The 25,845-nt window shown below is 62.4% G+C and carries 19 protein-coding genes; 14 read left to right on the top strand and 5 right to left on the bottom strand.

Annotated features, from left to right (window positions below; genetic code table 11):
- The first annotated feature begins 43 nt into the window (after positions 1 to 43).
- Both ED21_RS11815 and ED21_RS11810 read left to right on the top strand, forming a co-directional pair.
- Complete coding sequence (locus ED21_RS11815) at positions 44 to 511, top strand: hypothetical protein (protein WP_034922534.1); 468 nt, start codon at positions 44 to 46, stop codon at positions 509 to 511.
- Positions 511 to 909 (top strand): hypothetical protein, encoded by a 399-nt coding sequence (locus tag ED21_RS11810; RefSeq protein WP_034922532.1) that lies wholly within the window; start codon positions 511 to 513, stop codon positions 907 to 909. The genes ED21_RS11815 and ED21_RS11810 overlap by 1 nt, the downstream gene beginning before the upstream one ends.
- A gap of 1 nt (position 910) precedes the next feature.
- On the opposite strand, the gene ED21_RS11805 is transcribed toward ED21_RS11810, so the two are convergent.
- Positions 911 to 2,083, bottom strand: coding sequence for a glycosyltransferase family 1 protein (locus tag ED21_RS11805; RefSeq protein WP_006834140.1), 1,173 nt, complete (start codon positions 2,081 to 2,083; stop codon positions 911 to 913).
- 258 nt (positions 2,084 to 2,341) lie between these two features.
- Between ED21_RS11805 and ED21_RS11800 the strand changes: the two genes are divergently transcribed.
- From ED21_RS11800 to ED21_RS11790, 3 genes are all read left to right on the top strand, one after another.
- Positions 2,342 to 3,496, top strand: coding sequence for a phosphoserine transaminase (locus tag ED21_RS11800; protein WP_006834139.1), 1,155 nt, complete (start codon positions 2,342 to 2,344; stop codon positions 3,494 to 3,496).
- Between the two features lie 87 nt (positions 3,497 to 3,583).
- A complete protein-coding gene (serA, locus tag ED21_RS11795; protein WP_034922528.1) occupies positions 3,584 to 5,167 on the top strand; it encodes a phosphoglycerate dehydrogenase in 1,584 nt (527 codons plus the stop codon).
- A 28-nt stretch (positions 5,168 to 5,195) separates the two neighbouring features.
- On the top strand, positions 5,196 to 6,308 hold the full coding sequence (locus tag ED21_RS11790) for an ATP phosphoribosyltransferase regulatory subunit (protein WP_006834137.1): 1,113 nt from the start codon (positions 5,196 to 5,198) through the stop codon (positions 6,306 to 6,308).
- On the opposite strand, the gene ED21_RS11785 is transcribed toward ED21_RS11790, so the two are convergent.
- From ED21_RS11785 to ED21_RS11775, 3 genes are read right to left on the bottom strand one after another with little or no spacing between them, the layout of a single operon-like run.
- The gene (locus tag ED21_RS11785; RefSeq protein ID WP_034922525.1) at positions 6,305 to 6,910 is read right to left on the bottom strand and encodes a glutathione S-transferase; all 606 of its coding nucleotides are present in this window, start codon (positions 6,908 to 6,910) and stop codon (positions 6,305 to 6,307) included. The two genes, ED21_RS11790 and ED21_RS11785, sit on opposite strands and share 4 nt — an antisense overlap.
- On the bottom strand, positions 6,903 to 7,853 hold the full coding sequence (locus tag ED21_RS11780) for a rhodanese-related sulfurtransferase (RefSeq protein WP_034922594.1): 951 nt from the start codon (positions 7,851 to 7,853) through the stop codon (positions 6,903 to 6,905). Before ED21_RS11780 ends, ED21_RS11785 begins: the two co-directional genes overlap by 8 nt.
- A gap of 46 nt (positions 7,854 to 7,899) precedes the next feature.
- Positions 7,900 to 8,718: an aldo/keto reductase gene (locus ED21_RS11775; RefSeq protein WP_006834134.1), complete on the bottom strand. Its 819-nt coding sequence runs from the start codon at positions 8,716 to 8,718 to the stop codon at positions 7,900 to 7,902.
- 124 nt (positions 8,719 to 8,842) lie between these two features.
- Between ED21_RS11775 and ED21_RS11770 the strand changes: the two genes are divergently transcribed.
- The 3 genes from ED21_RS11770 (at position 8,843) to ED21_RS11760 (ending at position 17,819) form a co-directional block, all read left to right on the top strand.
- Positions 8,843 to 10,132, top strand: coding sequence for an adenylosuccinate synthase (locus tag ED21_RS11770; RefSeq protein WP_006834133.1), 1,290 nt, complete (start codon positions 8,843 to 8,845; stop codon positions 10,130 to 10,132).
- Positions 10,133 to 10,513: 381 nt separating this feature from the next.
- Positions 10,514 to 16,315: a M10 family metallopeptidase gene (locus ED21_RS15825; protein ID WP_006834132.1), complete on the top strand. Its 5,802-nt coding sequence runs from the start codon at positions 10,514 to 10,516 to the stop codon at positions 16,313 to 16,315.
- Between the two features lie 328 nt (positions 16,316 to 16,643).
- A complete protein-coding gene (locus ED21_RS11760) occupies positions 16,644 to 17,819 on the top strand; it encodes a tyrosine-type recombinase/integrase (RefSeq protein WP_006834131.1) in 1,176 nt (391 codons plus the stop codon).
- A gap of 278 nt (positions 17,820 to 18,097) precedes the next feature.
- On the opposite strand, the gene ED21_RS11755 is transcribed toward ED21_RS11760, so the two are convergent.
- A complete protein-coding gene (locus ED21_RS11755; RefSeq protein WP_006834130.1) occupies positions 18,098 to 18,493 on the bottom strand; it encodes a helix-turn-helix domain-containing protein in 396 nt (131 codons plus the stop codon).
- Positions 18,494 to 18,560: 67 nt separating this feature from the next.
- Here ED21_RS11755 and ED21_RS11750 point away from each other — a divergent pair, with 67 nt between their 5' ends.
- The 6 genes from ED21_RS11750 to ED21_RS11725 all read left to right on the top strand — a co-directional run bounded on the left by ED21_RS11750 (position 18,561) and on the right by ED21_RS11725 (position 25,816).
- Positions 18,561 to 19,181: a cation transporter gene (locus ED21_RS11750; RefSeq protein ID WP_034922591.1), complete on the top strand. Its 621-nt coding sequence runs from the start codon at positions 18,561 to 18,563 to the stop codon at positions 19,179 to 19,181.
- Positions 19,174 to 19,533, top strand: a complete 360-nt coding sequence (locus ED21_RS11745) for a DUF3703 domain-containing protein (RefSeq protein WP_006834128.1) — start codon at positions 19,174 to 19,176, stop codon at positions 19,531 to 19,533. The genes ED21_RS11750 and ED21_RS11745 overlap by 8 nt, the downstream gene beginning before the upstream one ends.
- Before the next feature lie 159 nt (positions 19,534 to 19,692).
- Positions 19,693 to 20,031 (top strand): hypothetical protein, encoded by a 339-nt coding sequence (locus tag ED21_RS11740; RefSeq protein ID WP_006834127.1) that lies wholly within the window; start codon positions 19,693 to 19,695, stop codon positions 20,029 to 20,031.
- A 115-nt stretch (positions 20,032 to 20,146) separates the two neighbouring features.
- Positions 20,147 to 21,349, top strand: coding sequence for a TolC family protein (locus ED21_RS11735; protein WP_006834126.1), 1,203 nt, complete (start codon positions 20,147 to 20,149; stop codon positions 21,347 to 21,349).
- 11 nt (positions 21,350 to 21,360) lie between these two features.
- On the top strand, positions 21,361 to 22,509 hold the full coding sequence (locus tag ED21_RS11730; RefSeq protein WP_006834125.1) for an efflux RND transporter periplasmic adaptor subunit: 1,149 nt from the start codon (positions 21,361 to 21,363) through the stop codon (positions 22,507 to 22,509).
- A 43-nt stretch (positions 22,510 to 22,552) separates the two neighbouring features.
- Entirely contained in the window at positions 22,553 to 25,816 is a 3,264-nt protein-coding gene (locus tag ED21_RS11725) for an efflux RND transporter permease subunit (protein ID WP_156787462.1), read from the top strand.
- Positions 25,817 to 25,845: the final 29 nt, after the last annotated feature.

The following is a 25,845-nucleotide window of genomic DNA, read 5'->3' as shown; positions in this document are numbered from 1 at the left end:
CGCTAGTCTGCGGGGCGAGGGACGCGAGAGGGGAGAAAATCGCATGGTCTTAGCTACCAAGAGGCCGTGGCACCTATGGGTGATCGGCATTATCGCCACGATCTGGAATGCGGGCGGCGCCTACGACTACACGATGACGCAGACGCGCAACATGGACTATCTGTCCATGGGGGCGGAACGCGCGGGCGTGCCGGTCGAGGTCATGCTCGATTATTACACGAATTTCCCGGCCTGGGCGGATGCCCTCTGGGCCTTCGGCGTCTGGGGTGCGCTCGCGGGCTCATTGCTCCTGCTGTTCCGCAGCCGCTTCGCCTTCCACGCTTTCGTGGTGGCGTTGCTCGGGCTTGCCGGTACGACCGTCTACACGCTGAGCGAGGATCTGCCGGCCGAGCTCTCCACGCCGACGATGTGGCTATTCTCGGCCGCAATCTGGATCTCGATAATCCTGCTCGCCTGGTATTCCCGGCGCATGACCGCCGCCGGCGTGCTGCGGTCAGCGCAGGCGGGGTGATGGCCCCGTGGCACCTCTGGCTGGTCGGCGTGCTCGGCGCGCTCTGGAACGGCTTCGGCTGCTACATCTACACGATGGCGATGACCCGCGATCCGGAGATAATGGCCTCAGCGCCGCCCGAAATGGTCGCCGCATTCGAAGAGGCGCCGGCCTGGTCCAACGGGGCCTGGGCCCTGGGTGTGTGGGGCGGGCTTGCCGGATCGTTGCTCCTCCTGGCCCGGAGCCGCTTCGCCTTGCATTCCTTCGCGATTTCGCTGCTCGGCCTGATTGGCACGACCACATACGAGATGAACTGGGATGTCCCCGTGGACGAAGTGCAGCGGCTGGCCATCTGGGCGGCGGCGCTGGTCCTGCTCGGCTATAGCTGGATCATGCGCAAGCGCGGTTTGCTGCGTTGAATTAGCTCGCGGCTGCGCGCTGGTCGTGCAGCCGCAAATAGGTGTCGACCACCGCTTGGTTTATCGCATCCCAGCTATAGGCGCGCGCGGCCATCTCGCCCGCTGCACCATGCGCAAGGCGCAGATCGTCGTCGGTGCAATAGGCTGCGAGAGCCTCGGCGCAGGCTTTTGAGAAAGATTCGGTCTTGCTGGGCGGAATGAGGCGGCCGGTCTCGCCATCGTGGACGAGGCTGGCCGCGCCCGTCGCACCCGCAGCAACCACGGGCAGACCGCAGGCCATCGCCTCCAGCGTAACGTTACCGAAGGTTTCCGTGATCGAGGGGTTGAAGAAGATGTCGCCGCTCGCGAGCGCCCGGCCTAGGTCCTTGCCGGTCTGGAAGCCGACAAAGGTGCCGCCGGGTAGCGCCTTTTTGAACCAGTCGCGCGCCGGGCCGTCGCCGATTACGAGCACCTTGTGCGGCACCTGTCGCTTGCGCAGTTCGACCACCGTATCGGCGAAGACGTCGAGGCCCTTTTCCATCACGAGGCGACCGAGGAAGACGATCGCCACGTCGCCGTCGGCTAAGCCGTTGGCGCGCCGCCACTCCATGTCGCGGCGGGAGGGATCGAAGACTTCGCGATCGACGCCGCGCGACCAGATGCTGATATCCTCATGCATCCCTTGCGCTTTGAGTTCGTCGATCTGGCTTTGCGACGGGGCCACCAGCGCATCGGTGCGGTGATAGAAGCGGCGCAACAGAGCCTCGACCGCCGGCTCGAGGAAGCCCAGCCCATAATAGCGCGGATAGGTTTCGAAACGCGTGTGGACGCTGGCGAGGATGGGAATGTCGTTCTCTCGCGCCCATTTGACCGCTGCGTGCCCCGTCGGATCGGGGGCGGAGACATGGACGAGGTTGGGCTTGAAGGCCTCGAGGTCCTTCTTCGCGTCCCTGCCAAGGCCGAGTGTCAGGCGGTATTCGCCGCGGTTCTTCACCGGCATGCGCATGTTGGGAACGTCCACGAGATCGCCGGTCGGCGGGAAGTCGGGATTTTCGACGACGGGGGCGTAAACGCGCAGCGCCGCCCCCTGCCGGAGGATATAGTCGGCGAGCCGGTTCAGCGCCTGATTGCAGCCGTCGCGGGTGTAATTGTAGTTCCCGCTGAACAGCGCGATGCGGAGGTCTTTTGCTTCCATTGCGCGCGGCCATAGGAAAAGCTGCGGGCTTTGGCGAGTGGTTAGGGTCTTTCCACGCAGCACCGCCGGGAGACATCGTTCCGTCGCACGCGGGGAGGGCAGTCGGAACGCTGCGCACCGTCACGCAGTTGGTGCAGCGATGCAGCGCCTTTTCCCACGCATACCTATTTCACGTTGACTTGAGGCCAAGCAACTTTATTGCCGCCAGCGGGCCACGCGGTCCCAACGCCGCGCGTGCTCTCTGCAAGGAGAGAATACATGACTGAACCGACGCTCAAGCCTGAGCGCCCCTTCTTCTCGTCGGGGCCGACCGCCAAACACAAGGGCTGGTCTGCCGCCAATCTGAAAACCGAATCGCTCGGACGCTCGCATCGCAGCGCTCTCGGCAAGTCGCGGCTGAAATACGCCATCGACCTGTCCAAGGAGATGCTCGGCGTGCCAGAGGATTACCTTGTCGGCATCATGCCGGCCTCGGACACGGGCGCGCTCGAATGCGCGATGTGGACGATGCTGCGTCCCGATCGTCCTGCCACCGTCGCGGCGTGGGAAAGCTTCGGCAATGTCTGGATCCAGGATGCGGTCAAGCAGCTCAAGCTGCCGCAGCTGACCACGCTCGACGCCGACTATGGCGAAATCCCCGACCTTGCCTCGATCCCTCAGGAGAACGACGTCGTGTTCACCTGGAACGGTACGACGTCGGGTGCAAAAATCCCGAATACAGACTGGCTCGCGCCGGGCCGCGAAGGCGTGACGATCAACGATGCCACCAGCGCCGTCTTCGCGATGGAGATGGACTGGGCCAAGCTCGATGCCACGACCTACAGCTGGCAGAAGGTAATGGGCAGCGAAGCCCAGCACGGCATGCTGATCCTCAGCCCCAAGGCCATGCAGCGCATCGAGGAATATGATCCTGAATGGCCGCTGCCCAAGCTCTTCCGCCTCAAGAAGGGCGGCAAGATCAACACCGGCATTTTCGAAGGCGCGACGATCAACACGCCTTCGATGCTGGCCACCGAAGACTACATCGAAGCGCTCGAATGGGCGCAGGCGATGGGTGGCCGCAAGGCGATGTTCCAACGCGCCGATGCAAACGCCAAGATCGTGAAAGACTGGATCGAAGCGACCCCGTGGTTGCGCAACATGGTCTCCGACCCGGCCAAGCAGACCAACACCGGCGTTTGCTTCGTCTTCCAGGGTGATTGGTACGACAGCCTCTCCGACGAGGACAAGGCAGGCGTGCCGAAGAAGATCGTCAAGCTCCTCGAAGAGCGCGACGTCGGCTATGACTTCAACGGCTATCGCGATGCCCCGCCGTCCCTGCGCATCTGGTGCGGCGGCACGGTCGAGCAGGAAGACCTGAAGCGTCTCCTGCCGTGGATCGAGTGGGCCTACGAGCAGGTCAAGAACGGCTGATCCGGCCGGCGGCCCGCATTTCGGGCCGCCGCCTTCTTCCTATTACAGCCCGGCCATATGTCGGGAAAACGACAGGAATATTCCGTCATGAGCAAACCCAAAGTCCTTATCAGCGACAAGATGGACCCGAACGCTGCGCGCATTTTCGAAGAGCGTGGCTGCGACGTCGATGTCATTACCGGCGAAACGCCCGAAGAGCTGAAAGCCCGCATCGGCGAATACGATGGCCTTGCAATCCGTTCCTCGACCAAGGTGACGCCCGAGATCCTAGACGCCGCGACCAACCTCAAGGTCATCGGCCGCGCCGGTATCGGCGTCGACAATGTCGATGTCCCCTATGCCAGCGGCAAGGGCGTGGTGGTGATGAACACCCCCTTCGGCAACTCGATCACCACCGCCGAACACGCGATTGCCATGATCATGGCGCTCGCCCGCCAGATCCCGCAGGCCGACCGCCGCACGCAGGCCGGCGAATGGCCCAAGAACGACTTCATGGGCGTCGAGGTGACCGGTAAGACGCTGGGCCTGATCGGCGCGGGAAATATCGGCTCGATCGTCGCCGCTCGTGCGCAGGGCCTGAAGATGAAGGTCATCGCCTTCGATCCCTTCCTGACCGAGGACCGCGCGCTGGAAATCGGCGTGGAGAAGGTCGATCTCGACACGCTGCTTACGCGCGCCGATTTCATCACGCTGCACACGCCGTTGACCGACGAGACGCGCAACATCCTGAGCCGTGAGAACCTCGCCAAGACCAAGAAGGGCGTGCGTATCGTCAATTGCGCGCGTGGTGGTCTTATCGACGAGGCAGCGCTGGCGGAAGCGCTCGACAGCGGCCAGGCGGCAGGTGCCGCGCTCGACGTGTTCCAGACCGAGCCGGCCAAGGACTCGCCGCTCTTCGGCAAGCCCAACTTCATCTGCACCCCGCACCTTGGTGCCAGCACCACCGAAGCACAGGTCAATGTCGCCCTGCAGGTGGCCGAACAGCTAGCTGATTACCTCGTCAACGGCGGCGTTACCAACGCACTCAACATGCCCTCGCTTAGCGCGGAAGAAGCGCCCAAGCTGCGGCCCTACATGAAGCTCGCCGAAAATCTCGGCAGCCTCGTGGGCCAGCTCGCCCACGGCAATCTCACCAAGATCAATATCGAGCGCGAAGGCGCGGCAGCCGAGCTGTCGGGCAAGCCGATCGAGGGCGCTGTCCTCTCCGGCCTCATGCGCCAGTATTCAGACACGGTGAACATGGTCAACGCGCCCTTCCTCGCGAAGGAACGTGGTCTCGACATCCGCTCGATCCGCCATGAGAAAGAAGGTGCCTACAACACGCTGCTGCGAGTGACGGTGGGCACGGACAGCGGCGATCGCTCCGTCGCCGGCACGCTGTTCGGAGCCGACGCACCGCGTCTCGTCGAAATCTTCGGCGTGCGTATCGAGGCCGAACTCGACGGGCACATGCTCTACATCGTCAACGAGGACGCGCCGGGCTTCATCGGCCGCATCGGTTCGCTGCTGGGCGAGAACGGCATCAACATCGGTACCTTCAACTTAGGCCGCCGCGCCGCGGGCGGAGAAGCGGTTTTGCTGCTGAGCGTCGATCAGCCTATCCCGAACGAGGTGGTGAAGAAGGCCTGCGCGCTGGAAGGCGTGAAAACGGTAATGCCACTGGCATTCTAATTCGCGATAGGGCAGGGGTCGCCGCGCTATGACCAAGCCAGACGATCTCCTGCCCATCGGCCTCGAAGACGCGCTGCCCGTGCGCGCCTCCACGATTACGCGCACAATGCGCGACATCCTGCTGGCGATGGACAGCCATGGCTACGACCGGGTGCGCCCGCCGCTGATCGAATTCGAACAATCGCTCGCCGGGCGAATGGAGGGCGTGGCGACGCGCCGGATGGTGCGTTTCACCGATCCCGAAAGCCTGCGCACACTGGCCCTGCGCGCCGACATGACGGTGCAGGTGGGGCGGATTGCCGCCACCGGTCTTGCCGATGCTCCTCGCCCCTTGCGGCTGTGCTACGCAGGCGATATCGCCCTGCTCAAGGCGGACCAGCTCGATCCCGCACGCCAGCGCCTGCAGCTGGGCGCCGAACTGATCGGGCGCGGCAATGTCGCCGCTGCGGTCGAGGCCGTCACCGTCGCGCTCGACGCGCTGGAGGCGGCAGGCGTAACCGGCCTCTCGGTCGATTTCACCTTGCCCGATCTCGTCGATACGCTGGCCGAAAAGGCGCTGCCGCTCGCCGACCACAAACGCGAAGCGGTGCGGCGCGAACTCGATATGAAGGACGCCGGCGCGCTCAAGGCCGCTGGCGGCGAAGACTATTTGCCACTGCTGTATGCCACCGGTCCGTTCGAGGACGCGATCGAGAAACTGGCCGCGCTCGACGCGGGCGGCGCGCTGGCGAGCCGTATTGCGGGCTTGCGCGAAGTGGCTGCTGCGCTCGGTAACCGGGCGCGGCTGACACTCGACCCCTCGGAACGCCACGGCTTCGAATATCAGAGCTGGTTCGGCTTTACCCTGCACGCGAAAGGCGCGCGCGCCGCGCTGGGACGTGGCGGGACCTATGCGATCAAGGGCAGCGACGAGGCCGCGACCGGCTTCTCGCTTTACATGGAGCCGCTGCTCGAAGTGCTCGGGACCGAAGGTGCCTCAAGCGCTCGCACCGTCTTCCTCCCGCTTGGCCATGACCGCGCGCTGGCAACGCGCCTGCGCGCAGATGGCTGGCGTACGGTCGCCGCGAATGCGGAAGAGGACCGGGCGGCTGCACTCGGTTGCACCCATGTTCTCGAAGGCGGCGAGCCCAAACCGCTCTAGGCGGACTTCCACGCTTTATGCTTCGCCATGATCGCGGCGAAGAGGTCCGAATTCACCAGCCCGTCCAGCCAGCGGCGGACATGCGGCAAGTCCTGCGCGGCGAACCACTCGCGGTCGGCGTTGGCGAACTGGCGCACGAAAGGGAAGATGGCGATGTCGGCAAATCCGCGCTTCTCGCCGCACAGATTGGGATGGGCTGACAGGCGGGAGTTGAGAACGCGCAAATGTTCGACAGCCGCTGCGCCGTGCTCCTCCGGGTCAACGTCCTCATAGCGCGTCGAATATTTGTAGCGGTCGAGGTGGTGCTTGAAGGGGCCGTCATTGGCGGCGAGCAGGGCTTCATCCTGCCGCTCCAGCCAGCCCTCCGGATCGGCCTCGGCCAGGGCCCAGCGCATGATGTCGAGGCTTTCTTCGAGCACTCTCGCGTCCTGCGTGACCAGCACCGGCACCGTGCCCTTGGGCGATGCTTCCAGCATTTCCGCCGGCTTGTCCCGCAACACCACCTCGCGATGCTCGTACGGCGCGCCGCTGACATGCAACGCCATCCGGGCGCGCATGGCGTAGGGGCAGCGGCGAAAGCTGTAGAGAATCGTTTCAGTCATCCTCGCCCCCGGTCTCGCTGCGCCCGATGTGCTCTTCCCCGCGCGCGGCGGCGAGCTTTTCCTGTCGCTGGCGCTCGCGGTATCGGGCGCGCTGTTCGTCGCTGCGCTCGGGGAAGCACTGGTGGCAGGACACGCCTTCCTCGTAGTGCTCGTGGGCAAGGTCGGGCTCGCTCAGTGGGCGACGACAGGCGCGGCACAGGCTGTGCGAGCCGACGTCGAGGCTGTGTTTCACGCTGACCCGCTCGTCGAAGACAAAGCATTCGCCCTGCCAGCGGCTCTGGTCCTCGGGAATGTCCTCGAGGTATTTGAGGATGCCGCCCTTGAGGTGATAGACCTCGTCCAACCCTTCGGACTTCACGAAGGCGGTCGATTTCTCGCAGCGGATGCCGCCGGTGCAGAACATGGCGATCTTCGGCGTGCGCCCCTCGGCCTCGAACTCGGCACGGCGGGCGCGGAACCACTCGGGAAATTCGCGGAAGCTTTTGGTCTCGGGATCGATCGCGCCTTCGAAAGTGCCGATGGCCACTTCGTAATCATTGCGCGTGTCGATCAGGATCGTGTCGGGGTCGGCGATCAGCGCGTTCCAGTCCTGCGCATCGACATAAGTGCCGACGCCGTTCACTGGGTCGAGATCGGGCTGGCCCATGGTCACGATCTCGTGTTTGAGGCGCACCTTGGTACGGTGGAAGGGCATCTGAGCCGCACGCGATTCCTTCCAGTCGAGTTTTTCGCAGCCCGGAAGCGAGCGGATATGGTCGAGAACTGTCTCGATCCCGGCGTCGCTGCCTGCGATGGTGCCGTTGATCCCTTCCTGCGCCAGCAGGAGCGTCCCGCGCACGCCATTCGTCTCGGCGCGGGCGAGCAGGGCAGGGCGCAGGGCTGCGGGATCTTCGAAGCGCGTGAAGTGATAGAGCGCCGCGATACGGATAGGCATGTCGGTCATGATGGCGCGCCGATAGCAGCCCAACGCGCCTCATGCATCCCGGTTCTTATCCGTTGAAGTCGGCCGGGTCGGGCCCCATCCGGCCCTTGGGATCGTCGAGCGCGTCGATCCGCCCCATCTGCTCGTCCGACAGTTCGAAGGACAGCGCCTTGAAGTTCGCCTCGATATGATCGCGGCTGGACGCTTTTGGGATGGGGCAAAGCCCGTGCTGGATATGCCAGCGCAGGATCACGGCAGTCTCCGGCTGGCCGGTCTCCTCCGCAATCGCTTCGATCACCTCGTTGGACATGCCCTTGCCTTGGCCAAGCGGCGACCAGCTCTGCGTTACGATGCCAAGGTCCTCGTGCACCTTGCGCATGTCGCGCTGCTGGAAACTGGGATGCAGTTCGATCTGGTTGAGCGCGGGAGTCACACCGGTCTCGTCGATGATACGCTTCAGGTCTTCCTCCCGGAAATTGGATACGCCGATGGACTTGGCCTTGCCCGCATCGCGCAGTTCGATCAGCGCTTTCCAGGTGTCCACGAACTGGTCCTTCTCGGGGCAAGGCCAGTGGATCAGCAGCATGTCGACGTGCTCGCGGCCCAGCCGTTCGAGGCATTTTTCCGCTGCGCGCAGGGTGCGGTCGTAACCTTGGCTGTCGTTCCAGATCTTGGTCTGCAGGAAGATATCGGACCATTCGCCGACGCCTTTCCCGACCCCTTTTTCATTGCCGTAGATCGCCGCCGTATCGATCAGCCAGTAGCCGACATCGATAGCGGTGGATACGGCTTGCGGCGCATCCTCCTCTTCCATCTGCCAAGTGCCGAAGCCGAGCTGGGGAATCTGGCGGCCGTCGTTGAGGTTGAGAGTGGGGTAGTCGGTCATAAGGTCTCCTTTGCAACACCAATGGAGAAGTGGCGCGAAGTTTCCGGTTTGCGCCTTGCCCCGTGCTGCATATGAGCCTAGTTCCGCGCGCGTTTGAGCTTCCTTCCAGCTGAAAGATTTCCCGATGGCCAATGTTACCGTGATCGGCGCCCAGTGGGGCGATGAGGGCAAGGGCAAGATCGTCGACTGGCTCGCCAGCCGCGCCGATGCCGTGGTCCGTTTCCAGGGCGGGCACAACGCCGGCCACACGCTGGTCATCGACGGCACTACCTACAAGCTCTCGCTGCTGCCGTCGGGCATCGTGTCGGGCACGCTCTCGATCATCGGCAACGGCGTGGTGCTCGACCCGTGGGCGCTGAAGGCGGAGGTCGAAAAGCTCGAAGGCCAGGGCGTCACCATCAACGCCGACAATCTGGCGGTTGCGGACAATTGCCCGCTGATCCTGCCGATCCACCGCGATCTCGATGGCTTGCGCGAAACCGCAGCCGGTTCGGGCAAGATCGGCACCACGGGCCGCGGCATTGGCCCGGCTTACGAGGACAAGGTCGGCCGCCGCGCCATCCGCGTGTGCGACCTTGCCCATCTCGATGCCCTCGAGCCGCAGCTCGACCGTCTCTGTGCTCATCACGATGCGCTGCGTGCCGGTTTCGACCAGCCGCCCGTCGACCGCGAGGCGCTGCTGGAAGAGCTGCGCGGCATTGCCGATTTCGTGCTGCAATACGCCCAGCCGGTATGGAAGCGCCTGAAGAAGGTACGCAAGGCAGGCGCGAAAATCCTGTTCGAAGGCGCGCAGGGCGTGCTGCTCGATATCGACCACGGCACCTATCCCTTCGTGACCAGCTCCAACACGGTGAGCGGCACGGCGGCCTCGGGCAGCGGCCTTGGGCCCAACGCAACCGGCTATGTGCTCGGCATCGTGAAGGCCTACACCACGCGCGTCGGCAGCGGCCCGTTCCCGACCGAGCTCGAAGACGAGATCGGCCAGCGCCTCGGCGAGCGTGGTCACGAATTCGGCACTGTCACCGGTCGCCAGCGCCGCGTCGGCTGGTTCGATGCGGTAATCGTGCGCCAGAGCTGCGCGATCAGCGGCGTGACCGGCATCGCGCTCACCAAGATCGACGTGCTCGACGGGCTGGACGAGGTGAAGATCTGCACCGGCTATCGCCTGCGGAACAACGTCTACGATTATTTCCCCAGCCACGCCGCCGACCAGGCCGCGGTCGAACCCATTTACGAGACGATGGAAGGCTGGAAGGAATCCACCGCCGGCGCGCGCAGCTTCGCCGACCTGCCGGCCAACGCCGTGAAATACGTCCAGCGTATTCAGGAACTGATCGAAACGCCGGTCGCGCTGGTCTCGACCAGCCCCGAACGCGACGACACGATCCTGATGCGCGATCCCTTCATGGATTGACCCGGGCCACGAAGAAGGCTCTTTACGCATCGACCTTCCCGGATCGGAAAACCAGGGCCGGCGGATTTGTAGGCGGCGACTGCTTTCGCTTTTGACCGGCGGTGCCGACGCGCGATGGCGCCGTTGGCTTGGGCAGAATCCACGAAAAATCCAAGTTTCGTTTACAGCCTGCTTACCCTTGAACTTCTATGGGTAGCTGACGGGCCCGTAAGCGCAATCGCGTGCATGCGGGGGACTTTAGGGATCGATCTTCGGGGTCATGCCGCGCGCCACGCGTGTATGCGGCCTAGCAGTTTGTGTGATGCCGGCGGAATGCCGGCCCTCCTCCTGCGCACCTTGCTGGTCGTTTCGCCATAGTGAAGACGGGACGCCAAAAAAATTATGGCCAATGCACGGTATTTTGACGAGAGCGGGATCACCAACGAGTATCTCCGCACCCTTATCTACGGGACCTATTACCGGGGCACGATCCTCTATTACCTCTCGGACGACGATGCGACGCTCGATGCCTACGGCAACCCGACCATCGGCGGCTGGGAAGCAACCAATTCGGACGACATGTTCCGTCTTGCGATCGATCGCTGGTCGGCCGTGGCCAATATAACCTTTCAGGAGGCGAGCGACCCTTCCGAAAACCCTGACTGGACCGAATACATCGTCTCCGGCCAGAACTACGGCTATGGCGCCTATCACTATACGCCGGGTGGTCCGGGCGGGGCGTACAACGCCTATTACGTCAACACCGCCACCAATGTGGAAGGCGGTTATGGCCTTTACACCTTCCTCCACGAAATCGGCCACGCGCTTGGCCTCAACCACACCTTCGAAACCGATGGCGACGGCCCCTTCCCTGGGGTGAGTGGGTCGAACGATCCGGGCGACAACAATCTCAGCACCGGCCTCTATTCGGTGATGGCCTATGTGTTCCAGAACCCCGACTACGCAAGCGGCTATTCGAACATCGGCTACGCGGCCACGCCCATGGCCTTCGACATCGCGGCCATCCAGGCGATCTACGGCGCAAACATGACGACCGCGACAGGTGACGATGTCTATTACCTCCCGCCCAGCACCGGTACGCAGGCCTTCGAATGCATCTGGGACGTCAGCGGCACCGATACGATTAGCGCCGAACTGAGCGACGGCGGGACCACGATCGACCTGCGCGCAGCAACGCTGCTCAACGAAGTCGGCGGCGGCGGCTGGCTCAGCTACCAGGACGGCAGCAGCGGGGCGGGCGTCGTCTATGGCGGCTACACCATCGCTAACGGCGTGGTGATCGAGAACGCGGTCGGATCGACCTATGCCGATACCATCACCGGCAACGACGAGGCCAATGTCCTCGATGGCGGGTCCGGCGACGACACGATCTTTGGCCTGGGCGGCGACGATAGCATCGACGGCGGTGCCGGGGCCGACGCCATGGCCGGCGGCACGGGCGACGACACCTACTACGTCGACAATGCCGGTGACACGGTTACCGAGCTTGCCGACGAGGGCACCGACCACGTGGTGACCACGCTGGCCACCTATGCACTCACCGGCAATGTCGAGGACCTGTCCGCAGGCGACGATTCCTCCGCCTATGCCCTGTCCGGCAACGCGCTCGACAATGTCATCACGGGCAGCGCGAACGGCGACAGTCTCAATGGCGGCGACGGCGACGATATCCTGGACGGCGGCGCCGGTGCCGACACCATGGCCGGCGGTGCCGGCAACGATACCTATCGTGTCGACAACGCATCGGACTTCGTCACAGAGCAGGCGGGCGCCGGCGCCGACGAGGTCATTACCGAAGTCCAGAGTTACATGCTGAGCGTGCATGTCGAGAACCTGACCGCCGGCGAGACGGTGCAGGCCTATCTCCTGACCGGCAACGACGAAAACAATGTCATAACCGGCGGCTCGAGCAACGACTTGCTGGTTGGCCTTGGCGGTAGCGATACGCTTGTCGGAGGGGCTGGCGACGACTCCATGCTCGGCGGCACCGGCGACGATACCTATTATGTCGACGACGCAGGCGACACCGTCTCCGAAGATGCCGACGCAGGTACGGACACGGTCCACACCGGGCTTGGCGGTTACACGCTCGGGGCAAACGTCGAAAACCTCGTGGCGTACGATTCGCAGGAATCGTCGTATCAGGGCAACGAACTCGACAACGAGATCACTTCCTATGGCTCGGTCGATTATGGCCAGGCAGACATCTACGGCCTCGGCGGTGACGATGTCATCCGCTTCATCGCAGCCGAATCCGCCACCAATGCCTATCAGGTAAACGGCTTTGGCGGAATTGGTGAAGACACGCTCCACGGCGCTTCGCTCGTTGGAGTCGCCATTTCCAATTACTTGAGCGGCGGTGACAATAACGACGTCATTTACGGCGGCACTGCTGCAGAGACCATCAACAATCTGATCGGCGGCAGCGGCGACGACACGCTCGTTGGCGGCAATGGCGACGACCTGCTCGACGGCGGCACGGGCGCGGACGACATGACCGGCGGCGCCGGGAACGACACCTACAGGGTCGACGATGCCAACGACACGATCACCGAGCTTGATGGCGAAGGCACCGACACCGTGGAGACCACGCTGGCAACCTACACGCTGGGTGACCATCTCGAGATTCTGACCGCGGGTGACAACGCCTCGGCCTACGTGCTGACCGGCAACGCGCTCGCCAACACCATTACCGGCAGCGACAATGAAGATACGATCGACGGAGGCGAAGGCGCGGACACCATGGTCGGCGGGCTTGGCGACGACACCTACTACGTCGACAATCGCAACGATGAAATCGTCGAGGAAGACCTTGGCGGCACCGAGACGGTTCATGTCGACAATTTCGGCTACACCCTTGCCGACAACGTCGAGAACCTCGTCGCCTACGACACGCAGGAAGCGTCCTACTACGGCAACGATCTCGCCAACGAGATCACGGCCTATACCTCCGACCAGTGGGGCTATGCCGGCCTCCTGGGATACGGGGGCGACGACTTACTCACGCTCCATGCTCCGGAAACCAGCATCACGTCGCACTACGGTGGTTATGCGGACGGCGGATCCGGCGACGACATCATCTATGGTCTCTCCGCGGTCGGCTATTCGACCCGGAACACTCTCTACGGCGGCGACGACAACGACCAGATCTATGGCGGCGCGAGTTCGGAGACGATCAACGAAATATATGGCGATGCCGGAGACGACCTGCTCGTCGGCGGGGCCGGTGCGGATACGCTCGATGGCGGTACTGGCGCCGACGCGATGATCGCCGGTGCGGGCGACGATTACTACACGGTCGACGACGCGCTGGACTTCGTAACCGAGGAGGAAGGCGAAGGCGACGATGTGATCCACGCATTCGTCGACTACACCCTCTGCGCGAACGTCGAGTGGGGGATCGCGGCAGAGGGCGTCACGCTTACCGGCAACGAACTCGCCAATTCACTTTATGCGGAAGGAATCGCCACCCTCGAAGGAGGCGACGGGGACGACGAATACTACCTTGATTTCTCCGGCGTCACGGTTGTCGAGGAGGCCGACGAGGGCATCGACACCGTCTATGTCCTTTTCAGCTACACGCTGACGGCTAACACCGAAATCCTCGTGCTGGACTGGACGGACAGCGACGGCACCGTGCTGACCGGCAACGATCTCGACAACACCATCATCGGCGAGCGCGACAATGATACCCTCGACGGCGGGGCCGGGGCGGATGAGCTGATCGGCGGCCAGGGCGACGACACCTACTACCTCGACAATGTCGGTGACATAGTCACCGAATACGAGGGCGAAGGGAATGACACGATCGTCACTACGATCACCACCGTGAACCTGAGCGATGACGGCCATGTCGAGAACCTGACCGCAGGCGACGATTCCGGCGATTATGCCCTTACCGGCAACTCCGCGGTCAATGTCATCACCGGCAGCGCCAACAACGACACGCTCGACGGCGGTGCGGGAGCAGATAGGCTCGTCGGCGGCCTCGGCGATGACACCTACCATGTCGACGATGCGAATGACGTGGTGAGCGAAGGCGTCGACGAAGGCACCGATCGCGTCATCGCCACCGCTTCGCAATATGCGCTGGACGCCAATGTCGAGAACCTCGAAGCTGTGACCGACACGGCCTTCACCTACGAGGGCAACGATCTCGCCAACGACATTACCGTCACCGGCGCCGACGAGGGCGAAATTTTCGGCCATGGCGGTGCAGACACCATCGAAGCCTATCTGGGTGAGGCCATTGGGGAGGTCGTAATCGATGGCGGAGAGGGCGACGACACGATTACCGTTCACGACGGCGACCTGGAACTGATCATCGACGGCGGGGCCGGCGCGGACATCATGGACGCAAGCGACACTGCTGCGGAGGCGACTTTCTATGTCGACGACGAAAGCGATGTCGTGATCGCATCCAGCTATGCGGGTGAAGGCCTTTCCGGAAATACGATCCGCAGCACGGCATCGACCTACGTCCTGGGCACCGGTATCCAAGCCTATTACCTGGACGGGATTAGCGCCCAGAGCGTTACCGGGACCGATGGCGATGAGAGCTTCTACAATATCGACGGCAACGATACCGTCACCGGAGGTCGCGGGAACGACTATTATTCCGTCACCGAAGACGGCTTCACGATCGTCGAGGAGGACGATGGCGGCTATGACATGATCGCATTCGGTAGCGTCGACTTCGATTACGCGATGGATGCCAATATCGAAGCGGTCTCCTACTACGGTGGCGGTACGGTAACCGGGACCGCGAATGACGATTGCATTTCCGGCGGGGACGATGCGACCCTCGAAGGCGGCCTTGGCGATGACTACTATCAGGTCCAGCGCAATACGGTCGTATTCGAGGAGATCGGCGGCGGAACCGACACGGTCCGCGTGTATTTCGACTACACCCTCAGCGACAATCTGGAGAACCTGGTAAACCTCGGTTCGTCTAGCGGTGTGGTCCTGACCGGTAATGCGCTCGCCAACATCATCGAAGGCGGCGCTGGCGGCGATACGCTTCACGGTATGGACGGCGCGGATACGCTTTTCGCCGATCAAGCAGACGAAGAGGCCTTCGAGGGGAGTATGGACACACTCTTCGGCGGCTTCGGCAACGACATCCTCTACGCGGTAATCGGCAACGACAGCCTCTATGGCGGGGCTGGTTTCGATATGCTTCACAGCGGCGCGGGCGACGATTTGCTCGATGGCGGGAACGGCAACGACACGGCGAACTATGCGAACGCGGTCGCGGGCGTCACGGTCGACCTGTTGGATGCCGCTGCCCAGGACACGATCGGCGCCGGCGTGGACACGCTCGCTTCGATTGAATACCTCGTCGGCTCGGCCTTCGCCGACATCCTGACCGGTAGCAACGATGCCAACCAGATCTATGGCGGCGGCGCGGCAGACACCGTCTATGGCGGCATCGGCAACGACCTGCTCATCGGCGAGGAAGGCAACGACACGCTCTACGGCCAGGCCAGCTGGGACACCATCCGCGGCGACGCCGGGGACGATACGCTTGTCGGCGGCAATGGTGGCGACGCGCTGCTGGGCGGCACGGGCCTCGACACGCTCTGGGGCGATGCGGGCACCGACCGCCTCTATGGCGGAAACGATGCAGACACGCTCCACGGCGGCGATGACAACGACCTGCTCTTCGGCCAGGCGGGCGACGATGTCGTCAACGGCGATGGCGGGGACGACCTCGTTCAGGGCAACAAGGGCAACGACACGCTCGACGGCGGTGCGGACAACGACACCGTCAACGGCGGTGCGGGCAACGACACCCTGTTCGGCGGCACCGGCAACGACGTGCTGATCGGCGGCTGGGGTGTCGACACCATGACCGGCGGCGAGGGAGCGGACACCTTCAGCTTCACCCAATCGGGCCATAGCGGCAAGTTTGCGAGCGTCGCCGACACGATCATCGACTTCTCGAGCGCCGAGGGCGATCTCATCGACCTCTCGGCCATCGACGCGATTTCGGGTGGCAGCGACGATGCCTTCACCTTCATCGGCGATGCGGCTTTCTCGGGCACGGCGGGCGAACTGCGCGCCTATGCGGGCGAGAACGGCCTGATCGTGGTGGGCGATATCGACGGCGACGGCGCCGCCGACTTCCTCATCAAGGTCGACAATCTCACCGACCTGACGGTTGCGGACTTCGTGCTCTAGGCCGGGAAACGAACGAACAAACGGGCGGCCATCCACTCCAGATGGTCGCCCGGTTTGCGTTTCGACAGGGACTTCTGGGCAGGCAGCGCATCACACTACCCGGCCCAAAGGACAGGCAGCGCGAGCATGATGTCGAAGAAAGCAATGGTGGGCGCGGCAAGGATTGAACTTGCGACCCCACCCGTGTGAAGGGTGGGAATGACGGGAATCTGCGGTTTTCGAAAAGCATAAAACCTAATAAAAACAAAGCTTGATGCCCGCGGGTGTTCGCCGCTGCCCACCCAAGTTTTTCATGTTTTTTTCATGGATTTTAGGATAGCGATTCCGAATGCCAGATTTGAGCCGCATCGGGGATCGTGAAAAGTTGAAACCAAAAGCGGGCGATGAACCGCATTGGCATCGTCTACGCCAAGGCGTTTACCTCGGTTATCGGCCGTCGAAGAAGACGGCTGGCGGCACGTGGTTCGCCAGGTTTTATGACGCGGATAATAATCGCAATAAGCGAAAGCGGCTCGGCGATTATGGCACCTTGTCAGGTCATGATGTTTTTAGACAGGCGAAGGCTGACGCAGAGGTATGGGCTGCCACCGTCGAATCTGGCGGCGAACTTGCCCGCAGCATGGTGACGGTGAGGGATGCCTGCGAAGCTTACCTGGAGCAAAAGCCCGGATCGATTGCCGAAGGCGTTTTTCGACGGCATGTCTATTGCGATCCCATCGCCAAGGTGAAGCTCGAAAAACTGCGCCGACACCATTTGCGGAGTTGGCGCAAGCGACTGGAACAGGCGCCCGCACTGGTCAGCCGGAGCAAAACTGGAGAGAAGCGATGGAAGGAACGAGCTAAGTCGACCGTCAACCGGGATATGGTTCCCTTGCGGGCAGCACTAAGGCAAGTGCTGGAGCCCGGTAGACCAGGCAGTGATGCCGCTTGGCAAGAAGCGTTAAAACCCTTCAAGGGCGCCGGCAAGCCTCGTGATCTTTATCTGGACCGGGTTGAGCGCAAGCGGCTAATCGATGCCGTCAGCGATGAGGCGCGACCTTTCGTGAAGGGGCTATGTTTGTTGCCACTTCGGCCCGGTGCGCTCGCAGCTCTGACTGCGCGCGAATTTGATCAGCGCACCCGTTCCTTGATCGTTGGCAAAGACAAGAATGATAGGTCTCGTCAGATTTCCCTGCCCAAAGACACGGCAGATTTCTTCGCCGAACAAGTCGAGCAAAAGCCACCCGCCTCTTACATCTTTGTTCGATCGAGCGGTAAGGCTTGGGCTAAGGACTCATGGAAGCGCCCTATCAAAGAGGCGACCAAAGCAGCCAATCTGCCGATTGCCGTTTGTGCTTATACGCTTCGACATAGCGTGATTACGGACCTCATCCGCGCTCGCCTTCCTATACTCACCGTTGCACAGTTATCGGGCACGAGCGTCGCCATGATCGAGAAGCATTATGGGCACCTAGTGCACGATGATTCAGAGGATGCACTGTCTACACTCGTGCTTGAACAGTAGACTAGCTGTATCGGGCTTCGCGCGAATGATCGTCGTCGTAACCCATCGACAATGAGCAAACCTTGTGCGGAGCCTCGGCCTAGAATTCGCTGTTAGCGCATTCGAATCCGGCGGAAGGATTCGAATGATAAATTTAACTCGCTAAGACTGTAAGGTGGGCTACGGATGCTCTGGAATTGTACCTCGTATAGCAACCCGCATTCCTTCTCCGCCTAGTTGCGACCGATGCAAGTGTAGGGTCTGCTGTGCGCCGCAAACTGACTTCAGTGAAGTCCCCATCACCGCAATGGCCGCGCCAGACTTTCGACGATCCGACATTCACCAATGCGGTCTGCCTGGCATGATCGCAGCATGTGCTGGAGTTCGTCTTGCAATGACGTCAGATCGGCGATCTTGCGCGTGACCTCGCCTAACTGGCGCTGGACGAGCTGGTCCACATCGCGGCATGGTTTGTCTTCGTGGTCAGACAGGGCGAGCAGTTCACGAACTTGGGCCATCGTGAATCCTAGTGTCCGGGCGCGTCGCACGAAAATCAGCGTTGCGAGATGTCCGTCAGAATAGTCACGATAGTTGCTGTCTGTTCGGTCCGCCGCAGGCAGGATCCCTTCCCGCTCGTAGTAGCGTATGGTTTCCGCCTTGGTGCCGGTTGCTTTCGCCAGTTCGCCGATACGCATCACTTGACCTTGTAGTTACTACAAGGTGCATATGTCAGTGCGACTCGAACGTTGCAAGGAGCGCGGCATGGGAAATTCCTGCTGCCAGACCCCAGAAACCTACCAGAGCGCGCACAACAACCCGCGCTGGAGGATGATCCTGTGGATCGCCCTGATAGCGAACGCTGCGATGTTCGTGGTCGAGATTGTCGCTGGTATTGCGGCCGACTCCCGCGCGCTTCAAGCCGATGCGCTCGACTTTTTCGGCGATGCAGCCAACTATGCGATCAGTCTCGGTGTTGCTGGCATGGCGCTTTCCTGGCGAGCGCGGGCTGCACTATTCAAAGCGGCGACGATGTTTGCCTTCGGTCTCTGGGTCATTGGTTATGCGGTCTATGGTCTCGCCGTTGGCTCTAGTCCCGAACCGCAGACGATGGGTTTGATCGGAACGCTGGCGCTGCTGGTGAATGCAGCGGTTGCGCTGCTGCTGTTCCGCTATCGCGAAGGCGATGCGAACATGCGCTCCGTCTGGATCTGCTCGCGCAATGACGCGATCGGCAATATCGCCGTTCTTGCCGCCGCACTGGGCGTGTTCGGCACCGGTCAGGCTTGGCCTGATCTGCTTGTCGCCGGGATTATGGCGAGCCTCGCGATTTGGGGGAGCAGCGAAGTATTCACACAGGCGCGTCAGGAATTGGCGCATGATTGACCGCACACCTCCGGCGATCGCAGCATTTCTCGCTCGGGAATATCAAGCTGCGCGAGCGGCAGAAGATCAAGCCCAGATCGATCAGTCCTGGCATCATCTCGAGCGCGCGCACATCGTCGCGCAGAACTGGCTGAAAGCCCATTGCTACTCGCATTGGCGCATGCTGGCACTCGCTTACCGGCAGCGCGACTGGAGGGAGGTAAGCGGTCAGATTGTTCGTCTGGCTCTCGCACCGCTGGGGAATCTCATCGGCGGCTTGCCTGTCGGAAATAGCGGGCGCTCCGATGTCAGCGCATTCGCCCGGATGGGAATTCCGAGCGATTTGCGGGCAATTCTGCAATCGACACAATGACAGTTGGAACGGAAAAAGTATTTACCAGCGAATTCATTACAATGGGTCGTTTGGTGTCCAATAGTGAAAGCAGCGCATCCCGGATAATGTTATGAAATCACATGCTATTCCGAAAATAATCTCTTTTGCAATCCGAACCCGGCTGCTAACCGCTCGCCGATGACCCGGCTCTTCGCCCGATCCTTCATGCTGCAGTTTATCACGCTGTTCACCGCGATTGGTGTCCTGTGGGCTCCGGTCGCGGAAGCAGCTGAATGCGCGGACGAGCCTGAAGTCGCTTCACTGATAGAGCAGCACGGCGAACCGGGTGAAGAGAGCAACGCGCCCGAGAAACACGGCACCTGCGCACACGGTCATTGTCACCACGTGTCGCAGACGGTGGGGCGATCGGGAGAAGGCGTTTCAATGCCTTCGGTTGTCGCACTGAACTCCGGCAAGCGCCACGCTGCGCTCGATTCAGGCGTTATCGAACTGGATACGCCACCTCCTCGAGCCTGACGTACTTCGCGCATCGGACCCGTTCCGATGCCGTTTTGAACGTCAGCAGAGGAATTCACCCAATATGTTCGCCACATTCCGGCGGAGCGCCCTCTTTGCAGGGTTAGCTCTCGCTATGCTCGTGCAGCCTGCCATCGCGCAGGATGCGTCCATCGTGTCGCTTGAAGAAGCACTCGATCTCACAGGGGTCGCCGACGACGCGACTTCCAGCACATTCAATCCGCGCATTGTCGGACCGCGCGCGGAATCCGAAGCTGCGCAAGCGCTCGTCGGCCAGGCCCGGTTGCGGCCTAATCCCGAGGTCTCGCTAGAGGTCGAGAACATCGCAGGGAGCGGTGCCTTCTCTGGGCTAAGCGCTACCGAATATACTTTGGCGGTCGGGCAGAGGATCGAACTTGGCGGAAAGCGCGGCGCACGCGTCGCAGCAGCTGAGGCACAGGCACAGCTTGCAAATCTGCGGACCGACCTGGCCGGTGCAGAACTCGGCTTCCTTGTCCGTGAGCGCTACGTTGCAGCGGCGGCGGCAGCGTCGCGGGTCGAGCTTGCCCGCGATGTGGTCGACCGAAACGAGGAACTGGCCCGCATAGCTGGCGTCCTGGTCGAGGTGGGCCGCGAACCACCGCTGCGCGCACTACGGGCAGAGGCCACGCTGGCAGAAGCGCGTGCCGAACTTCAGGCAGCGGAGGCGAACAGCCTGGCAGCCCGCACGGCGCTTGCCTCGCTATGGGGCGAGCAAGACACACCGCCGCTCGTTCCCGGTGCGTTTCCCAACATCGAGCCTCCGGCCGCAGTGCTTGCGTCGGCGACCAGCTTGCCATTGCAGGTTGCCCGCGGCCAAAGCGCGACAGCAGCGGCCGAGATCGACTACGAGCGCAGCCTGCGCATTCCGGATCCGGTCGTTTCCGCCGGTGTTCGACGCTTCGAGGAAAGCAACGACAGCGCCTTTCTTGTCGGCGTATCCATTCCGCTTCCCTTCTGGAACCGCAATCAGGGCAACATCGCTGCGGCCGAAGCAAGGCTACGCGCTGCCAACGCACGCGAGGTTGTCGCGCTGGCCGATTTTGAGCTGACGGTTACGCGCGCACGATCACAATATCTTGCCGCCGAAGCGCGCGTTGAAACACTTTCCACGACATCGCTTCCTCAGGCCGAGGAGGCGCTGCGGCTCGTCCGCATCGGTTACCGCAACGGCCGATTCCCGCTGATCGAGGTGCTGAGCGCAGCCGAAGCGCGTGATGCCATTCGCGAGGCGCTGATCACCGCTCAAGAAGACCGGGGACAGGCTGCCGCCGAGCTCATCAGGTTGGCCGCACAATGAGGAACATTCCAATGAACCGGAGAAGACTGGCGATCATCGCCGGTATCATCATTCTCGCTGCAGCGCTGTTGATGTTGCTGTGGCCTGATAATCAAGCTGACCCTCGTACAGAAGACAAGGTCGCCGAAACGGAACTGCCTGAGGGCTTCGTCCTGATCGATGACGATCAAATTCGCGCAGCCGAAATCAAGGTCGCCGCGGTGCAGACCGGGGCTACTGTCGAACTGGTATTTCCTGCAACGGTTGCGGCAAGCCCGACGGCCAGCGCGCGGATCGATGCGCGGGCTTCGGGCGTGGTCCGTAGTGTTGGCAAGACGCTTGGCGACTATGTCCGCCAAGGCGAGACCGTCGCTCGGATCGAAAGCGCCGATGCAGCTGCGCTCGCTTCACAGCTTAGCGTTGCCCGCGCCCGCGCAACTGAGCTTTCAGCTGCCTATGACCGCGAGCGGCGCTTGTTCGAAGCCAATGTAACGGCAAGGCAGGACCTTGAAGCAGCGCGCGCAAATCTCGACGTTGCCCGCTCCGAACTGAACCGCGCTCAGGCCGCTGTGGCTGCAGCGGGTGTCAGCGGCGATGGGCGTTCGCTCGCTGTCACCAGTCCGCTATCGGGCCGCGTTACCGCTGCTCCGATCGTGCTTGGCTCCTTCGTCGATGCTGGTGAAGAACTCTACCGCGTGATCAATCCGAACGGGCTGCAGATAGAGGTGGCGTTGCCTTCGGAAGATGCGTTGCGCATCCAGCCGGGCGACGAGGCCGCCGTGATCGTCGGCGATGGCCGCGAGATCGGTGCACGCGTGCGTTCGGTCACGCCTTCACTCGATCCCGAAAGCCGCAGTGCCACTGCCGTGCTCAGTCTGACGCGGGCGATACCAGGTCTCCAACCTGGCGCTTTTCTGCAGGCGCGCATCCGGCCGTCGGGCGAATTGGACCAGAGCCGTATCGCGGTTCCCGAGGACGCCGTGCAGGTGCTCGAAGGCCGCGACGTCGTGTTTGTGCGCACACAGCGCGGCTTCCAAGCTCGCGAGGTAGCGACAGGCAGCCGGTCCGCCGGAATGGTGACGATCTTGTCCGGTCTTGAACCGGGGCAGCGGATCGCGACCGACAACGCCTTCCTGTTGAAGGCCGAACTCGAAAAGGAGGGCGCCGAACATGGCCATTGATCATACCGCGGCTCCCGCTGACGAGGGTAGCCACCGCCATGGCCTGATCGGGATGGTTCTTGATATTGCCGTGCGTTTTCGCTGGGCGATCATCGTCCTGACTGTTTTCGCAGCAATCTACGGCGCGTTCAATCTAGTGCGCCTGCCGATTGACGCAGTGCCGGACATCACGAATACGCAGGTCCAGATCAATACCAGCGCTGCTGCGCTTTCGCCGTCGCAGGTCGAGACGCAGGTGACCTTTCCGATCGAGACCGGTCTTGCCGGGATTGAGGGGCTGGAGATGACCCGTTCGATCTCGCGCAACGGCTTCAGCCAGGTCACCGCGATCTTCGAGGAAGGCACCGATCTATACTTCGCCCGCCAGCAGGTAAACGAGCGGCTCGCACCCATTGGAGCCTCGCTGCCAGAGGGAGCGGAGCCCACCATGGGTCCGATTTCCACCGGCCTTGGCGAAGTGCTGATGTATACGATCGAATATGAGCACCCTGGTGGCAAGGGTGCTACCACTGGCGGCCGGACAGGCTGGCAGTCCGACGGCAGCTTCATCACCGAACGTGGTGACCGCCTCGAAAGCGAAGTGGCGAAGGCGGCCTATCTGCGCACTGTGCAGGATTGGGTCGTCGCACCACTGATGCGCTCTATCGACGGCGTGGCCGGCGTGGATTCGATCGGTGGGTTCGAAAAGCAGTTTCTGGTTCAGCCCGATCCCGCGCGCTTGACCGGCTATGGCCTGTCGTTCGATTCATTGATCGATGCGCTCGAGGCCGCCAACCTCGCGGCCGGTGCCAACTTCGTGGACCGTGCCGATGAAGCGCTGCTCGTCCGCGTCGATGCGAGGCTGGGCAGCATTGCCGACATAGAAGAAGCCGTCATTGCGACCCGCGAGGGTGTGCCCATTCGTATCGGCGATGTGGCCGATGTCGAGATCGGCGGCGACCTGCGAACCGGCGCGGCTTCACTGAACGGCGAAGAGGCGGTGGTGGGCACGGTGCTGATGCGAGCAGGCGAGAACAGCCGCACCGTCGCAGCCGGTGCAGCAGAAAGGCTGGACGAGGTCCGTTCATCGCTCCCAGACGGCGTTGTGGCCGAGATCGTCTACAACCGGTCCTCGCTCGTCGATGCGACGATTTCGACGGTTGAGAAGAACCTGCTTGAAGGCGCATTGCTGGTAATTGCAGTGTTGTTTCTCCTGCTCGGCAATATCCGCGCCGCCATAATCACCGCACTGGTCATTCCCGTTTCGATGCTGATGGCAGCGGTGGGGATGAACCGGCTTGGTGTCTCGGGTAATCTGATGAGCCTGGGCGCGCTCGACTTCGGCCTGATCGTCGATGGTGCGGTCATCATTGTCGAGAACAGCGTTGCTCGGCTCGCCGCGCGGCAACAGCGTGAGGGACGCTTGCTATCCTTGGGCGAACGGCTAACCGAAACGCGTCTGGCAGCACAGGAGATGATCAAACCGACCGTCTACGGTCAGGCGATCATTTTCCTCGTCTTCGCGCCGCTGCTCACCTTTACCGGGGTCGAGGGCAAGACCTTCTCCCCTATGGCGATCACGATGATGCTCGCGCTGGCTTCGGCCTTCGTTCTGTCGTTAACCTTCGTCCCGGCGATGATCGCGGTGCTGCTCAACAAGAAGCTGACCGAGGAGGAAGCGAAGCCCATTCGCTGGTCGAAGGAGCGTTATGGCCCAGCGGTTCGCAAGGCCATTGCCCGGCCCTGGCCAGTTATCGGCACGGGGGTCGGGATCTTTGCGATCGCGGCTGTCATCTTCGGGTTTCTGGGTAGCGAATTTACTCCGCAGCTCGACGAACGCGACATTGCGGTGCAATCCTTGCGAATACCGTCGACGTCGCTCGAACGTTCGCTCGCGATGCAGCGGCGGGTCGAGAACAGGCTTGAAGAGTTTCCCCAAGTCGAGCTGGTGTTTTCGCGGACGGGCACGGCCGAGGTCGCCAGCGATCCCATGCCGCCCAATGCGTCAGACGCCTATGTCATGCTGAAACCGCGCGAAGAATGGCCTGATCCGGACTTGTCGAAGGATGAGCTGGTAGAGGAGATGGAAACTGCGCTGGGCGGTTTGATTGGCAACCTCTACGAGTTCAGCCAGCCAATCGAATTACGCTTTAACGAGCTCATCGCTGGGGTGCGCGGTGACGTGGCGGTCAAGCTCTACGGCGATGACCTTACCGCACTCACCGAAGCGGCGGGCGATGTAGCCGGCGTGCTGCGCGGCGTCGAAGGCGCGGCAGACGTCAAAGTGCAACAGGTGACGGGCTTTCCGACCCTCGACATAGCTTTCGATCGCCCCACCATCGCGCGTTACGGCCTGACTGTTGAAGACGTGGCCCAATCGGTCGCCATCGCGCTCGGTGGACGTCCGGCAGGCCTCGTGTTCGAAGGCGATCGCCGGTTCGATGTCGTGGTGCGTCTCGAAGACGCGACGCGCGACGATTTCGACCAGCTTGGCGCGCTCCCGATCGTGCTTGAGAACGGCGTCACGGTTCCCCTGCGGACTCTGGCAGAGTTCCAGGTGGTCGATGGCCTTGCCGAGGTCCGGCGTGAACAGGGACGCCGGCTCGTGGTCGTGTCGGCCAATGTGCGTGAACGCGATCTCGGCTCCTTCGTCGAAGAAGCGCAGGAGGGTGTTTCGGCCGGCGTCGATATGCCGCCGGCATCCTTCATCGAATGGGGTGGGCAGTATCAGAACCTGCAGGAAGCGCAGGCACGGCTCGCCATCGTCGTCCCGATTGCCTTCGCTCTAGTGCTGCTCTTGCTGTTCATGGCTTTGGGCGGATGGGTTCCGGCGCTTGCCGTGTTCAGTGCCATTCCCATGGCCTTGGCTGGCGGGGTGTTCGCTCTGGCACTGCGGGGGTTGCCGTTCTCGGTCTCGGCGGCGGTCGGTTTCATCGCCCTGTCTGGTGTGGCGACCCTCAACGGCCTGGTAATGATGACCGCGATCCGGCAGCGGCTCGAGAACGGAATGCCGCTCGACGAAGCTATCGCCGATGGCGCGCTTGCGCGCCTGCGCCCGGTACTGATGACCGCGCTGGTGGCTTCGCTTGGCTTCGTGCCTATGGCCATCGCTACCGGAACGGGCGCGGAAGTGCAGCGTCCATTAGCTACGGTCGTCATCGGCGGATTGATCACCGCGACCGCGCTGACCCTGTTCGTTCTGCCCGCGATCGCACGGCTTGTGCTGCACCACCCGGATGACGAGCAAAGTTGGCGCGAGAAGTGGTGGGAGCGGCTGCGACGCAACGTCACGCGCGAGGAGCAGCGCGAGCTCGCTGACATTGCGTGAGCGGAACTATCAGGAACGCAGGTTCTTGA

Source organism: Erythrobacter sp. SD-21 (genome assembly GCF_000181515.1).
GTDB lineage: Bacteria > Pseudomonadota > Alphaproteobacteria > Sphingomonadales > Sphingomonadaceae > Qipengyuania.
This window is presented reverse-complemented; position numbering and strand designations above follow the sequence as displayed.

What these genes read in the sequence shown, in the direction of transcription:
- ED21_RS11815 (WP_034922534.1), top strand. Translation starts at nt 44, where the DNA reads ATGGTCTTAGCTACCAAGAGGCCGTGGCACCTATGGGTGATCGGCATT.
- ED21_RS11810 (WP_034922532.1), top strand. Translation starts at nt 511, where the DNA reads ATGGCCCCGTGGCACCTCTGGCTGGTCGGCGTGCTCGGCGCGCTCTGG.
- ED21_RS11805 (WP_006834140.1), bottom strand. Translation starts at nt 2,083, where the DNA reads ATGGAAGCAAAAGACCTCCGCATCGCGCTGTTCAGCGGGAACTACAAT.
- ED21_RS11800 (WP_006834139.1), top strand. Translation starts at nt 2,342, where the DNA reads ATGACTGAACCGACGCTCAAGCCTGAGCGCCCCTTCTTCTCGTCGGGG.
- serA (WP_034922528.1), top strand. Translation starts at nt 3,584, where the DNA reads ATGAGCAAACCCAAAGTCCTTATCAGCGACAAGATGGACCCGAACGCT.
- ED21_RS11790 (WP_006834137.1), top strand. Translation starts at nt 5,196, where the DNA reads ATGACCAAGCCAGACGATCTCCTGCCCATCGGCCTCGAAGACGCGCTG.
- ED21_RS11785 (WP_034922525.1), bottom strand. Translation starts at nt 6,910, where the DNA reads ATGACTGAAACGATTCTCTACAGCTTTCGCCGCTGCCCCTACGCCATG.
- ED21_RS11780 (WP_034922594.1), bottom strand. Translation starts at nt 7,853, where the DNA reads ATGACCGACATGCCTATCCGTATCGCGGCGCTCTATCACTTCACGCGC.
- ED21_RS11775 (WP_006834134.1), bottom strand. Translation starts at nt 8,718, where the DNA reads ATGACCGACTACCCCACTCTCAACCTCAACGACGGCCGCCAGATTCCC.
- ED21_RS11770 (WP_006834133.1), top strand. Translation starts at nt 8,843, where the DNA reads ATGGCCAATGTTACCGTGATCGGCGCCCAGTGGGGCGATGAGGGCAAG.
- ED21_RS15825 (WP_006834132.1), top strand. Translation starts at nt 10,514, where the DNA reads ATGGCCAATGCACGGTATTTTGACGAGAGCGGGATCACCAACGAGTAT.
- ED21_RS11760 (WP_006834131.1), top strand. Translation starts at nt 16,644, where the DNA reads ATGCCAGATTTGAGCCGCATCGGGGATCGTGAAAAGTTGAAACCAAAA.
- ED21_RS11755 (WP_006834130.1), bottom strand. Translation starts at nt 18,493, where the DNA reads ATGCGTATCGGCGAACTGGCGAAAGCAACCGGCACCAAGGCGGAAACC.
- ED21_RS11750 (WP_034922591.1), top strand. Translation starts at nt 18,561, where the DNA reads ATGGGAAATTCCTGCTGCCAGACCCCAGAAACCTACCAGAGCGCGCAC.
- ED21_RS11745 (WP_006834128.1), top strand. Translation starts at nt 19,174, where the DNA reads ATGATTGACCGCACACCTCCGGCGATCGCAGCATTTCTCGCTCGGGAA.
- ED21_RS11740 (WP_006834127.1), top strand. Translation starts at nt 19,693, where the DNA reads ATGACCCGGCTCTTCGCCCGATCCTTCATGCTGCAGTTTATCACGCTG.
- ED21_RS11735 (WP_006834126.1), top strand. Translation starts at nt 20,147, where the DNA reads ATGCTCGTGCAGCCTGCCATCGCGCAGGATGCGTCCATCGTGTCGCTT.
- ED21_RS11730 (WP_006834125.1), top strand. Translation starts at nt 21,361, where the DNA reads ATGAACCGGAGAAGACTGGCGATCATCGCCGGTATCATCATTCTCGCT.